This window comes from Flavobacterium sp. DG1-102-2 (assembly GCF_033042555.1).
Taxonomy (GTDB): Bacteria; Bacteroidota; Bacteroidia; order Flavobacteriales; family Flavobacteriaceae; genus Flavobacterium.
In genome coordinates, this window is the sequence record NZ_JAWLIK010000003.1 from 167,677 (window position 1) to 181,597 (window position 13,921).

Sequence of the window (13,921 nt, forward strand, 5' to 3'; positions counted from 1 at the left end):
AGTTTAGTTATTGGCGATAAATTTACCTTTGCTGTCAAACTTAAGCGCTTTACCGTTGCTAAGGGCAAGCTTGCACTCTGAGTCGCACATCTCTACTCTTGTTATGCTGTCATTAGCATAATTAGTCCTTACGTACTCGGCAATGGGTTTGTTCAGGAATTTATAAGGAATGGGTTTTCCTTTGCCATCTACAATGGTAAGACTGCCATTATCGGCAAATTTTATCTCTGTATTATCGTTTAGGGTAATGCTGTATATTGTTGCATCATCAGTATCCATCTTTACAGCATGATGAAAAGGACTCCTGAATTTTGATAGCAGTGATCTTGCCCCGGATGGCATTTCAGACCTGTATACTGTTTCCTGCGCCTGCATCGTAAGTGTAATAGCCATAAAGGCGATAAGAGATAGCAATTTTTTCATAACAGCATTTTTTTATATTCCTAAGGTACCAAAAAAAGCGCGCGAAATACACGTGCTGTAATTTTTTGCAGCATGTTTAACATAATACTACAGAATTTAACTTAAATGTTGCGAAAGTGTGTCAGGATTTTTTTACCCTCTTTAATACCAGTAGGTTTAACGGATTAATTCCTAAGCCTGAAACATTGCTACGGGTAAAGCGCGAAGCCTTGTCATAGAACAGCGGGATAACAGGCGCTTCCTCTATCATTAGGGCATCCATTTGTTTGTAGAGTTCGTTGCGTTTTTTATCGTCGGTCTCTAAAAAGGCGGCTTCATATAATTTGTCGAAATTTTCATTTTTAAAATGAGTATAATCAGGGCCGCCCGGTGAAAAGTTTTTGCTGTAGAATAAAGAAAGATAATTTTCGGCATCAGGATAATCGGCAATCCAGCTGGCTTTAAAGAATGAGACCTTTCCGGTAGATATGGATTGCGTAAGCGTAGAAGGAGGATTTACATCTACCTCTACATTTAGACCAGTTTTTTGCCATTCGCGCTGCAGGTATTCGGCAATGTCAAGGTAAGAGGCACTGGTACTCATCTGTATCTTTGGGTTGCTGTCTCCGGTTTGTTTTTTATAATCTGCAACGAGATTTCGGGCTTTTTCAATGTCGAAATCATAGCCCTTGGCACCAAAACCACCCAATCCCGTCGGGATCATACCACCTGTAGCGGCGGTACCCATACCATTTCGAAGGAAAAGTATCATTTTGGTACGGTCAAACCCATAGTTCAATGCCTGGCGTATGCGCTTGTCTTTCACAGCTTTATCAGGACCGTCAAGCCTGAAACCCATATATTCTGTATTAAGATAGGGACCGGTAATCATTTTCACATCTTTGGCATACTTAGGCTGAAGCTGGCCTTTTGGCGTAAGAATCTCATCTTTATACGATGGGTCAAGCCCCGACACAAAATCAAGCTTGCCCTGAACGAACTGAAGGAATCCGCTTTGCTTATCGGGCAAAAAGGTAACTGCGACGGCTTCCATGTAGGGTAGCCGGACGCCCTGTTCGTCCGTTTCGTAATACATTGGGTTTTTACGCAGTACCAGCTTTACATTTTCTTCCCATATCTTAAACTGGAACGGACCCGTGCCAATAGGGTTTGACCTAAAGTCATAGCCTTTTTTGTCGAATGCCTCATGCGGCACTACCGACGCATATTTCATAGTCAGCAATCCCAAAAAAGCGGGAAAGGTTTTAGTAAGTTTTATTTCGAAAACCGAATCGTTTATGGCCTTGAAGGTGTCTACATTTTGCAATATCCAGCCTCCGGGTGCGGCAACATTCTCGTCGCGCAGGCGGTTAAGGCTGTAGGTGAAGTCGGATGCTTTTACAGTACGCGTGCTGTCGTTGCCAAATAAGATATTCTTGTGGAAATAGACATCCTTGCGAAGCGTAAAGCTATAAGTCTTGCCGTCAGGCGAGATAGTCCACGCTCTGGCAATATCGGGTTTAATGTTCAGGCTGTCATCAAGCTGTACCAGTCCGTTAAATAACTGGTTGCAGACCCATATTGACGGACGGATTTTAGCAAATGCCGGGTCAAGGGAATTAACGGCGGCATTTTCGTTATAGCGAAAAACGAGGCTGTCGCGGGTGTCAGAGTTTGTTTTACTACATGAAGAGAAAAATAATAATGAGCAACAAATTGATATATAGTGTATTATTGATTTCATCAAGTCGATTTTTGTGTGTAAATTTGCAACCTCTTTTTTACAGAGGGTAAATATAATTAAAGTTACTACTTTACAAGTAGCTTGTACAATGGAAAACAAGAAAAAAGTCGCTTTTTATACGCTTGGATGCAAACTGAACTTTTCAGAAACATCTACCATTGCCCGCAGTTTTCAGGATGACGGTTTCGACCGTGTGGATTTTGAAGACGAGGCGGCAGACATTTATGTTATAAACACCTGCTCGGTTACCGAAAATGCCGATAAGCAGTTCAAGCAGATTGTACGAAAGGCACTTAAAAAAAACGATAAGGCATTCGTTGCCGCTGTAGGCTGCTATGCACAGCTAAAACCCGAAGAACTTGCCGCCGTAGATGGCGTTGACCTTGTTCTGGGCGCTACCGAAAAATTTAAGATTACCGATTATATCAATGACCTTTCCAAGAACGATATGGGAGAGGTGCATTCCTGCGAAATATCTGAGGCCGACTTTTATGTGGGCAGCTACTCGATAGGCGATCGTACCCGTGCTTTTCTTAAAGTACAGGATGGCTGCGACTATAAATGTACCTATTGTACTATTCCGCTGGCACGTGGTATTTCACGAAGCGATACATTAGAGAACGTATTGAAGAATGCCAAAGAAATCTCCCAGCAAAATATTAAAGAGATAGTGCTTACCGGTGTAAACATAGGTGACTATGGTAAGGGTGAATTTGGCAATAAAAAACACGAACATACTTTTTATGAGCTGGTTCAGGAGCTTGATAAGGTAGAAGGAATAGAACGTTTACGTATTTCCTCTATTGAGCCAAACCTGCTTAAAAATGAGACTATACAATTTGTATCGCAAAGCCGCACGTTTGTGCCGCATTTCCATATTCCGCTTCAATCAGGGAGTAATGATATCCTTAAATTGATGCGCCGCCGTTACCTTCGTGAAGTGTACACTGAGCGCGTAAATAAGATACGCGAGGTTATGCCGCATGCATGTATCGGGGTAGATGTTATTGTTGGTTTCCCTGGAGAGACTGATGAGCATTTCCTTGAGACCTACAATTATCTTAATGAAATGGACATCTCTTATCTGCACGTATTTACTTATTCTGAAAGGGACAATACGCCTGCTGCAAGCATGCCGGGCGAAGTACCTGCCAATGTTCGCGCTAAGCGAAGTAAGATGCTAAGGGGACTGTCGGTTAAAAAGCGCCGTGCTTTTTACGAAAGCCAGTTGGGAACAACTCGCACTGTGCTTTTTGAAAGCGAAAACAAGGAAGGCTACATCCACGGATTTACAGAGAACTATGTGAAAGTAAAAACGCCATGGAATCCTGAACTGGTAAATACCCTCCATGAAATTAAGCTTACCACCATAGATGAAGATGGCATGGTAAGAATGGAGTTTGTTAATCCGCAGCAGGAAGCCATAACTACAAGTATTTTTAAAGATATTTCGGCTTAAGTCAGAAATAATTATTTAGAAAGGCCTCTAAAAGAAATTTTAGAGGCCTTTCTAATTTAATGCTGCGTATTTATCGTTTGATCTCTTTACCTACAGCATTTTCAATTTCCTTATAAATTGCCTCTATAGGCAGTGCCTTTAAGTCAGGGTGATTTCTTAGAAAAGCTGCATTAAGTGCAACAAGGCCTTCTTTAATTTCAAAATACGCATCGTCGTCCAGTTTTTGCTTAACCGGGCTTTTACCAAATTCCTGATCCAGAAAACCGTCAAATTCCTTGTGGGTAAGCGCATCGATCTTTTCAGTTTGGGCTAAAAAGAAGTCGAGATGTTCTTGAGATCCCACCTTTACAAAAGCTTTCTCAAGTATAGTGTTCAGATCTTCTGTCCATTTAGAGTGATGCACAAATTGTGCAAAGCCGCTGTTGTGTACCTGCGAGGTATAATAATCAAGGTAGTAGCTCAGTAACGCGTCTTCATGTATGTCCTCATCTTTAATGCCTTCTTCGCGCATTACGTTTACAATAGCAATGTTAGAGTTTATTATATCAGTTGTTTCAGCGCTTTTAAACGCATTTTCAGACACAATTATCTTATCAAATTTCATAGGTAGCGATGGGTTGGTTTTAGTTTATGATTCAAGGACTATCAGCCGTTTATCAAAAGTAACATTTTTAAAACCGATGTTGTCTTTTATCCATTCAAAAGCTTTAGGATGATATAAAAAAACATGAGTAAGGTCGGTTTTGTAATACCAGGTAGCAAAGTCACGGTTTTCATCAAACATATCTGTCATTACATACAGCTTTCCGTTTGGTTTAAGCATATTACGCAATGCCTTAAACTCGATTAGGGGCTCCTTGAAATGCTCGGCAACTTCGGTACAGGTGATATAGTCGTAGCTAAAGTTTAATTTTTCAGGATCGTTATGAAAGAAAATGTCATATTGGTTAATATTATAACCGTTGTCTGAGAGGACTTTTACAATAGGTGAACCCGTTCCTGATCCAAAGTCAAGGCCTTTCTCACTTTGGTTATAGTCCCTTAAAACAGCATTGATGGCCGGGCTAAGGAAATTTTGGTAGCGGATGTCGGCCGGGTCATTATTATGGCATTCATAATGTGCCTTTTCTTCATCTGAGGTTAAGTAATTATCAGGATGCGTAAAAACCGAAAGGCAAAGGGAACATTGTAAAAATTCCCTCTGCCTTTGTGTATGGTAGTGGCTGGATGTTCCGCTGCATAGCGGGCAGTCAATACTTTCCATTTATGGCTACGGATTTACAGACCAAATACTACTTTCCTTAACGACAACTCTTTTGTTTAGCTTAAGCTGAAGCACGATAAGATCAGCAACGTCTTCAGGCTGCATTACTTTATCAGGGTTTCCGTCAGTAAGGTTAAGGTCTTTTGCCATATCAGTTGCAACGGTACTTGGTGTAAGCGCTGTTACTCTTATGTTGTGTTTACGCACTTCCTGCATTAGCGATTCTGTAAGGCCCAATACGGCAAACTTTGAAGCGCTGTAAGCACTGGTAAGCGGTGCGCCTTTAAGGCCTGCTGTAGAAGATATGTTTACGATATCGCCACTTTTTTGTTCTATCATTCCCGGTAGTACGGCACGGGTTGCATAATAAATACCAAATAGGTTGATCTTTATGATGTTCTCAAACTCATCTGGTGTAAGGTCAAGAAATTTACCAAATTTGCCTATTCCTGCATTGTTAATAAGGATGTCTATGGTTTTAAACTCATTAATTGCCGAAGCTACAGCTTCGTTTACCGAGTTAATATCGGCGATATCGGCAGTGACGACAAGTGTTTTTACGTCAAATTTAGCTGCTTCTGCAGCAGTCTGGTCAAGATCAGCTTTAGTACGTGCTGTCAAAACCAGGTTTACGCCTTCTTGCGCAAGGGCAATGGCTACTGCTTTGCCAATACCTTTTCCTGCACCCGTTATAAGTGCAGTTTTATTTTTTAAACTTTGCATTGTATATTGATTTATTATAAACGGATTCCCGGAGGAAGCAATTCTTTATATTTTGGATTTTTCCTGAAAAAAGCAGCCACCTTAGGGTGGGTAGGCACAATCCTGAACCTTCTTTCTTCGGCGGTGTCCAGAATAGTTTTAATGAATTCAGATAAAAGCTCATCGTTATCAAATCCATCCGGCAGGTTTACCTTTGTAAGGAACAGTTTGCGCTCCTGCACAGAATATTCTATCGTAAGCAATTTGCCGTCGGCCGTGGTTTCAAACTGTCTTGAAAATTCGTTGTCTTTGATTTCCATAATTAAAACTTCATTGGTACTTCTATGGTTAATATTTTGGCAGGCGTTTTAGTTTCAATAGCAAGGCTGTCGAATTCTATTACACCAAAGGCATCACGCTCATTAACGGTTTGACCATTAATTTCGAGCTGGCCTTCTATCAAAAAGAGGTAAAGTCCGTTACCCGGAATTTTTACATCGTATTGTATATGCTGTGCGGCATCAAAAACACCGAGGTGTAAAAATGCCTGCTGATGGATCCATAAGGCATTACCATCATTTTTATCTTCGGGAGATACTATATTTACAAGGCTATTGCGCTTGTCGTCAAGGTTAAAGCCTTTTTGGCCGTATCTTGGTGTAACATTTTCCATATCAGGAAATATCCATAGCTGCAATGTTTTTGCCTGCTCGGACTGGCTGGCATTTAATTCGCTGTGTTGTACACCAGTACCTGCACTCATTATCTGTACTTCACCAAACCTGACGGTGGCTTCATTGCCCATACTGTCACGATGTGTTAAACCACCTTCTAAAGGTATGGTAATGATTTCCATATTATCATGCGGATGGGTACCAAAACCCATTCCGGCAGCAATAGTGTCATCATTCAGCACGCGCAGCATGCCAAACTGTGTCATACCAGGATTATGGTAAGGGCCAAAAGAAAAAGAGAAGTTCGCCTGAAGCCAGCCATGGTTTGCCGTACCTCTCTCGCTTTTAGGAAATAGTCTTGTCTTCATAAGTTATTGGTAAATTAAAATCCCTGCCGGTTACATCTGCCGGAAAAACTTTAATTTTATACAAATTTCGGAATAAAAATTGATTGTTAGTACCCACTAAGCGTTAAAACACAGTAAATGGACAGGATACCTGTATATTTTATGCCCGGGCTGGCGGCAAGCCCTCTAATTTTTGAAAATATAAAACTGCCTGACGATCGTTTTGAAATGTTCTATCTGGAATGGTGCATACCGAATAAGAATGAACCCATAGCAGATTATGCAGCTCGCATAGTACAGAATATCAAACATGAGAATCCGGTGCTTATAGGAGTGTCGTTTGGCGGTGTGCTGGTGCAGGAAATGGCAAAGCTTGTAAAGACGAGAAAAGTAATTATCATCTCGAGCGTAAAATGTAATGCTGAATTTCCAAGAAGGATGCGGTTTGCAAAGCGTACGCGTATTTACTATTTGTTCCCTACGCGGCTTATGCAGGAGATAGGCTGGCTTTCGCAGATGTTTGTGAGCAACAATGCTGTAACGCGAAGGCTTAACCTGTACGAAAAATTTATGGCAGTAAGGGATAAGAAATACCTTGACTGGGCGTTTAAAACAATTATAAACTGGAACAGGTGTGAGCCCGATGATAACGTGGTGCACATTCACGGTGATGCCGATGAGGTTTTTCCTCCAAAGTATATTAAGGGATTTATTCCTGTAAAAGGAGGAAAGCATATTATGATCATCAATAAGTACAAATGGCTTAATGAGAATTTGCCGGATATTATTTTAGAAGACAAAAATTAAAAAAACACACATACAATGGAACTGATTAAAAAAGCCGGAATCATAACATCTGCGATGCTTATGGGCGGCATGGTGGTGCATACAGCATATTCTACGAAGGAGGAAAAATCTACAACGGTAAGAAAGCAGTATGGTTTTCCTGCTGAAATTGATTTTGCAGGCGAAAAGACTCCATTGAATATATCTGACGTAAAAGAGCGTTTTGACAGGGAATTACTTGTAAATGCTAACCTTGACGCTACTACAAAAATTATAATTAAACGTGCTAACCGTGCATTTCCTGTTATTGAACCCATACTAAAACGCAATGGCATCCCTGATGATTTTAAGTATTTGGCTGTTATTGAAAGCGGACTTGTTAATGTGGTGTCTCCGGCTGGGGCTAGGGGTGTATGGCAGTTTATGCCTGATACAGGGAAGGAGCGCGGACTGGAAGTTAACGAGATTGTAGATGAACGCTACCATCTTGAAAAATCTACTGAGGCTGCCTGCCGATACCTTAATGATGCCTACAAAAAATTTGGTTCGTGGACTCTTGCAGCTGCTTCTTATAATGGCGGAGTAGGGGGGGTAAATAAGCAGATCACTTTTCAGGGGGTAACAAATTATTATGATTTGCTGCTTACTGACGAGACTGCGCGTTACGTTTTCAGGATACTTGCACTTAAGGAAATTATGAAGCACCCTGAGCAGTATAACTTTATAATGCAGCCACAGGAATTGTACCAAACCCTGCCTTCGCGCACCGTAGAGGTTACGTCTTCCATCCCAGATCTTGCTGTGTTTGCAAAAGAACAGGGCATCAACTACAAAATATTAAAAATACATAACCCGTGGCTAAGGGATAAGAAACTTGATGTTACCGGCGGTAAAAAATATGTTCTTGAAATACCAACCAAAGGCTATTAAATTTATTGGATATATTTCTATAAAACGAAAAAATCCTGCAGCATGGCAGGATTTTTTCGTTTTAATATATCTTATCTTTTAATCACTTTCTGTGTTTTTGTACCCTTATCTCCGTGAATTTTTATAAAATAAATACCCGAAGCATAGCTGCCAAAAGCTAAAGATTCATATTGGCCGCCTGCGCTCGAACGCAGCAACAGTTTTCCGTAAATATCGTACACTTCTATATTTGTAATTGTTGTGTCGGAAGTGATGTTCAGTACATCGCCCACAGGATTAGGATACACCTTTACCTTAGAGGCAGTAAATGCTTTTGCAGAAAGTGCAGCTGTATTTGTTGCAGTCCAGCTTGAGGCCAGTGCATTGTCAAGACCGTTATCTGTAAGGTGAAGAAAACTTCCGTTGCCATCGGCGTTAGGCCATGGCGCGCTGTCGTAATAATGTACTTCGTCAATATTGTTGCCAAAGGCATCGGCAAGCACTAGGTCGTGATTGCTGTTTGGCATATTACGCACAAACTGTCCAAAAGCAGTTAAGTCGTATTTAGACTCGAATACAGATGTATTGGAGACAATATATATTTTTTGCCCTGCAGCAATAGCGCTGTTAGGTAAAAACTGGTAGGATACCCCCAGTTCCTTTAAGTAGATACCTGTAAGGTCTACTGTTGTTGTACCTGTATTTGTAATTTCTATAAACTCCTGATTGTCTGATTCAGGGAAAGTATCGTCTTCACCTGGATTATAATCAATGCCGCTAATTACTAACGAAGGCAGCTGACTAGTACAGCCTGTAAAGCCTCCGGTATTATCCGTTATCCATTCAATTCGTTCTGCAACAAAATCTTTAATGGCATCCGCTTCACCCTGAAGATCCGGTACGGTTCCCCAACGAAGTTGTTCCCTCACGGCGGCTTCTTCAATAAGTTCAATTGTTGCGTCTATAAAAGCATTAACACTCTGTGGGTTTAATGGCTGTCCCAGCGTTGTAGCGTGGCTCCATCGTTTTGAGAAATAACATTTGTAAGTTGGCTCGTCAAACAGGTCCCTCCAGAATTTTGCACCGGTGTTATCACTATTATCAAACTGCCATACATTAGTAAGGCTCCTGTCTCCAAAAACATCAAGGCCAAGGCACAGATTAAAATCCCATACCGGACCTGCCCTTAGTTTGCCTCCTCTGTCCTTGTGAAAATAGGTGCTTATCTGGTATGCATCCACATTAGATGAAAACTCATTCATAATCATGAAATCTACAAATGTAGGTACATCAATTATAGACGTGTAGCCGTTTGCGGGATTGGTGTTTTCTGCACCTGCGGTTGTTTCAAGGCTTGTAAATTGCGCGTGTATGTAATCCTGTTGTTCGTCGGTTACGTCTTCGGGTTTTGGCAGTTCATGTATAAAATCGGTCAAGCCTGCATAAGAGTCCATTGTCCATGCAACAGGGTCTCCACCTGTTGTCTTGTCTGCCTTGGTTATATAGCCACCCGTTAGGTTAACGCCTTCTGTATCATCTTCAGAGATAGACTCAATATTCACACGTTCCGATGCATCCTTTATTTTCTCTTGAAGGATATACAGTCCCCTGTAGTCTCCGTTAATAACCACTTCGCAGTATTGTGTACGGGTAGCATACTGGCCAAGCGCGCGCGTAAGGTTGTAGTTTATGTAATCACGCATGAGCGAAGCGTCGTACGCCAGGCCATTAAGTATCCAGTCATTTTCCTTTGGCATGCCTAAAAGGCTTACCTTCTGTTTTGCTCCGGCAGCGTCATAGGTCGTCCATCCGTATTGCTTTTTTTCAATCCATTGAGAACTGGATCCCCTAAGTTCAATCTTAATACGGTTATTATAATTCAGAAATTCAGGCGAATCCTGGTCCGTTACGTAGTTACGGCTTCCGTCTGGGTGGTAAATGATCTTAAGGTCTGCCCATACTTTTGGGTCATTCGGAATTTCCATCGGCTGACCGGTAGCGGGGTCAATATCTGTAGTGATGATAAAGATTGGCAGGTTGCTATCGGTAAAGTTGACCTGTCCAGAGCAAATAGTTCCAAGCAAAAGTAAAAATGGAACCGTAATCTTTTTTGCAATACGTAAATGTTTTTCCATTGAGTGTTTCGTGTTTTTTTAACAAATATATAATTAATTCATTTACATAAACGTAGCATTACCATAACACTGTTTGCGATTCAGACATTTTTACTTGTATTATTGTATTTTAGGATAAGCTAATAAAAAAGCCCTCTGTAATTACAAAGGGCTTTATAGATTATACTGTAAGCAATATTACCTGCTCAGGTACATTTTTCTTCTTGAGTACAGTTCGTAGAACTGGTCGTCTTTAAGATCGTCTATGAAAAGGATGCTTTCTCCTGTAGATTTCATTTCGGGGCCAAGTTGTTTGTTAACACCAGGGAACTTGTTGAAAGAGAATACAGGTTGTTTGATGGCAAACCCTTTAAGCTGCGGGTTAAAGGTAAAGTCGGTCACTTTGTTGTGGCCCAGCATTACTTTTGTAGCGTAGTTTACATAAGGCTCTCCATATGCTTTTGCAATAAACGGAACCGTACGTGATGCTCTTGGGTTAGCCTCGATAATGTAAACCGTATCATCTTTTATTGCAAACTGTATGTTGATAAGGCCTACTGTTTTAAGCGCTATAGCGATTTTCTTAGTATGGTCTTTTATCTGCTGCATCACAAACTCTCCAAGGTTAAATGGAGGCAGTGTAGCATTACTGTCGCCCGAGTGTACACCACAAGGCTCTATGTGCTCCATGATGCCAATGATGTAAACATTTTCTCCGTCGCAGATAGCATCAGCTTCTGCTTCAATGGCTCCGTCAAGGTAGTGGTCAAGAAGCAGTTTGTTGCCCGGTATGCTCTTAAGAAGGTCTATAACATGCTCTTCAAGCTCTTGCTTGTTGATAACAATCTTCATTCCCTGTCCGCCAAGTACATACGATGGCCTAACAAGCAGCGGGAAGTCCAGTGTGTCTGCCAGTTTAGAAGCTTCGTCTGCACTTTCTGCGATACCAAACTGTGGGAACGGAATTCCGAGTTCGGTAAGCAGGTCAGAGAAACGGCCCCTGTCTTCAGCAAGGTCAAGCGCATCAAAGCTTGTTCCTAATATTTTTATGCCATACCTGTCAAGTTTTTCGGCAAGCTTAAGGGCAGTCTGCCCACCAAGCTGAACGATTACACCCTCAGGTTTTTCGTGACGAATGATGTCGTAAATATGTTCCCAGAATACAGGTTCAAAGTACAGCTTGTCAGCTGTATCAAAGTCAGTTGAAACTGTTTCAGGGTTACAGTTGATCATGATGGTTTCATAACCGCATTCTGCCGCGGCAAGTACACCGTGTACACAAGAGTAGTCAAACTCGATACCCTGTCCGATCCTGTTAGGGCCAGATCCAAGTACCACAACTTTTTTCCTGTCTGATACTACACTCTCATTGCTTACGTACTTCGTTCCGTCAGCTTTTTCTATCTCAGCTTCAAAAGTAGAGTAGTAGTAAGGCGTCTTAGCCTGGAATTCTGCGGCGCAGGTATCAACCAGTTTATAAACGCGCTTAACGCCCATTTCTTCACGTTTGTTGTACACCTGGCTTTCAAGGCATCCCATCATGTGCGCTATCTGCCTGTCAGCAAATCCTTTTTGTTTTGCTTCAAGAAGCAGTTCTTTAGGAAGATCGTCTATTTTAAAGGTAGATATTTCTTTTTCAAGAAGGTAAAGTTCCTCATACTGTTTAAGGAACCACATGTCTATCCTTGTAATTTCGTGAATGCGGCTTAATGGGATTCCCATTGCGATAGCATCATAAATCACAAACACACGATCCCAGCTTGCATTAGTAAGTTTTTCTATTACTTGCTCGTAGTTTGTATATCCCTTACCGTCGGCACCAAGTCCGTTACGTTTAATTTCAAGGGATTGTGTTGCTTTGTGAAGCGCTTCCTGGAACGAGCGCCCGATACCCATAACCTCTCCTACCGATTTCATCTGTAGTCCAAGAGTTCTGTCGGCACCTTCAAATTTGTCAAAATTCCAGCGTGGTATTTTAACGATAACGTAGTCTAACGTTGGCTCAAATAAAGCTGAGGTAGATTTTGTTATTTGGTTTTGCAGTTCGTCAAGGTTGTAACCAAGAGCCAGTTTAGAGGCGATTTTAGCGATTGGGTAGCCTGTAGCTTTAGAAGCAAGCGCTGAAGACCTTGATACCCTAGGGTTAATCTCGATAGCTACGATATCTTCTTTTTCGTCAGGACTTACAGCAAACTGTACGTTACATCCTCCGGCAAAGTTTCCGATGCTTCGCATCATCTTGATTGCCATATCCCTCATTTTCTGGAATGTCTTGTCAGAAAGGGTCATTGCAGGCGCAACAGTGATACTGTCTCCGGTGTGGATACCCATTGGGTCCATGTTTTCGATAGAACAGATGATAACCACGTTATCGTTCTTATCTCGAAGCAGCTCAAGTTCATATTCTTTCCATCCTAAAAGGGCCTTGTCAATAAGTACCTCGTGGATAGGTGAAGCTTCAAGACCGCGTGTAAGCAGTTCGTCAAAATCTTCTTTGTGGTGTACAAAAGCTGCCCCTGTACCACCCAGCGTAAAAGAAGGGCGTATAACCAGCGGGAAGCCAAACTCCTGTGCTATCTCTTTACCTTTAAGAAAAGAGTTGGCTGTTTTAGCCGGTGCAGCAGGAATTTCTATTCTTTCAAGAAGCTGTTTAAACTGCTCCCTGTCTTCTGTAATATTAATTGCATTAACATCTACACCTATAAGCCTTACATTAAAGTCGGCCCAGATGCCTTTTTCCTCAGCCTCAAGGCAAAGGTTAAGTGCCGTTTGTCCTCCCATTGTAGGAAGTACCGCATCAATATTTGGGTGTGCCTTTAATATCTCTACAATAGATTTTGTAGTAAGAGGTTTAAGGTACACGTGGTCAGCCATTGAAGGGTCTGTCATAATGGTAGCCGGGTTAGAGTTTATCAGGATAACCTCTATACCTTCTTCCCTGATTGAACGTGCGGACTGCGATCCGGCGTAGTCAAACTCACAGGCCTGTCCAATTACGATTGGACCTGAACCGATGATCAAAACTGATTTAATTGAAGTGTCTTTAGGCATTGTATCTTTTGAAAGTTGTATTAATGTTTGCTCTGTGGGAGCGTTTGCAAATTTAGTGTTTTATTTTCAAAAAAATGCCCCTTTGTGAGCGGGGCCATTTCCTGATTAGGTATAAAAAAAGGCGTTACCTATAATAGTAACACCTTTATGTATGCTTTATACAAACATTATTTTTTATGTCTTGGTTCAGAAGATACAGTTAATTTATGTCTTCCTTTAGCTCTTCTGCGAGCAAGTACTTTTCTTCCGTTAGGAGAAGACATCCTGTCCATAAACCCGTGTTTGTTTCTTCTTTTTCTTTTCGATGGTTGAAATGTTCTCTTGCTCATTGCTTTGTATCTTTAAATCTTAGTGAATATCTTTTCTCGGGCATCAGGAAGACCGTCTTTCCAAAACCGCGTGCAAATATACAAAGGTTTTTTTTGTCTGCAAGAAGTTTTTAAAAAAATATTTTCAATTCCTTTTATTA

The 13,921-nt window shown here is 41.3% G+C and carries 13 protein-coding genes; 3 read left to right on the forward strand and 10 right to left on the reverse strand.

The window, feature by feature from the left end:
* Positions 1-3: 3 nt before the first annotated feature.
* Entirely contained in the window at positions 4-423 is a 420-nt protein-coding gene (locus R1T16_RS06050; protein WP_317500199.1) for a PepSY-like domain-containing protein, read from the reverse strand.
* A gap of 121 nt (positions 424-544) precedes the next feature.
* Complete coding sequence (locus tag R1T16_RS06055; protein WP_317500200.1) at positions 545-2,146, reverse strand: ABC transporter substrate-binding protein; 1,602 nt, start codon at positions 2,144-2,146, stop codon at positions 545-547.
* Positions 2,147-2,234: 88 nt separating this feature from the next.
* Here R1T16_RS06055 and mtaB point away from each other — a divergent pair, with 88 nt between their 5' ends.
* Entirely contained in the window at positions 2,235-3,605 is a 1,371-nt protein-coding gene (gene mtaB / locus R1T16_RS06060; protein ID WP_317500201.1) for a tRNA (N(6)-L-threonylcarbamoyladenosine(37)-C(2))-methylthiotransferase MtaB, read from the forward strand.
* A gap of 70 nt (positions 3,606-3,675) precedes the next feature.
* On the opposite strand, the gene R1T16_RS06065 is transcribed toward mtaB, so the two are convergent.
* Genes R1T16_RS06065 through R1T16_RS06085 form a run of 5 tightly spaced genes read right to left on the reverse strand, consistent with a single transcriptional unit; the run spans position 3,676 to position 6,613 of the window.
* Entirely contained in the window at positions 3,676-4,209 is a 534-nt protein-coding gene (locus R1T16_RS06065) for a hypothetical protein (RefSeq protein WP_317500202.1), read from the reverse strand.
* 24 nt (positions 4,210-4,233) lie between these two features.
* On the reverse strand, positions 4,234-4,869 hold the full coding sequence (locus R1T16_RS06070) for a class I SAM-dependent methyltransferase (protein ID WP_317500203.1): 636 nt from the start codon (positions 4,867-4,869) through the stop codon (positions 4,234-4,236).
* Between the two features lie 6 nt (positions 4,870-4,875).
* A complete protein-coding gene (locus R1T16_RS06075) occupies positions 4,876-5,592 on the reverse strand; it encodes a 3-ketoacyl-ACP reductase (RefSeq protein ID WP_317500204.1) in 717 nt (238 codons plus the stop codon).
* Positions 5,593-5,606: 14 nt separating this feature from the next.
* A complete protein-coding gene (locus tag R1T16_RS06080; protein ID WP_317500205.1) occupies positions 5,607-5,891 on the reverse strand; it encodes a GNAT family N-acetyltransferase in 285 nt (94 codons plus the stop codon).
* Between the two features lie 2 nt (positions 5,892-5,893).
* The gene (locus tag R1T16_RS06085; RefSeq protein ID WP_317500206.1) at positions 5,894-6,613 is read right to left on the reverse strand and encodes a pirin family protein; all 720 of its coding nucleotides are present in this window, start codon (positions 6,611-6,613) and stop codon (positions 5,894-5,896) included.
* 117 nt (positions 6,614-6,730) lie between these two features.
* Here R1T16_RS06085 and R1T16_RS06090 point away from each other — a divergent pair, with 117 nt between their 5' ends.
* On the forward strand, positions 6,731-7,399 hold the full coding sequence (locus R1T16_RS06090) for an alpha/beta hydrolase (protein ID WP_317500207.1): 669 nt from the start codon (positions 6,731-6,733) through the stop codon (positions 7,397-7,399).
* A gap of 15 nt (positions 7,400-7,414) precedes the next feature.
* Complete coding sequence (locus R1T16_RS06095; RefSeq protein WP_317500208.1) at positions 7,415-8,308, forward strand: lytic transglycosylase domain-containing protein; 894 nt, start codon at positions 7,415-7,417, stop codon at positions 8,306-8,308.
* Between the two features lie 71 nt (positions 8,309-8,379).
* On the opposite strand, the gene R1T16_RS06100 is transcribed toward R1T16_RS06095, so the two are convergent.
* From R1T16_RS06100 to rpmH, 3 genes are all read right to left on the reverse strand, one after another.
* Positions 8,380-10,422, reverse strand: coding sequence for a CotH kinase family protein (locus tag R1T16_RS06100; protein ID WP_317500209.1), 2,043 nt, complete (start codon positions 10,420-10,422; stop codon positions 8,380-8,382).
* A gap of 177 nt (positions 10,423-10,599) precedes the next feature.
* Entirely contained in the window at positions 10,600-13,452 is a 2,853-nt protein-coding gene (carB, locus tag R1T16_RS06105) for a carbamoyl-phosphate synthase large subunit (protein ID WP_317500210.1), read from the reverse strand.
* Positions 13,453-13,619: 167 nt separating this feature from the next.
* Positions 13,620-13,781 carry a 50S ribosomal protein L34 gene (gene rpmH / locus R1T16_RS06110; RefSeq protein WP_057669770.1) on the reverse strand — a complete coding sequence of 54 codons (162 nt, stop codon included), beginning with the start codon at positions 13,779-13,781 and terminating at the stop codon, positions 13,620-13,622.
* Positions 13,782-13,921: the final 140 nt, after the last annotated feature.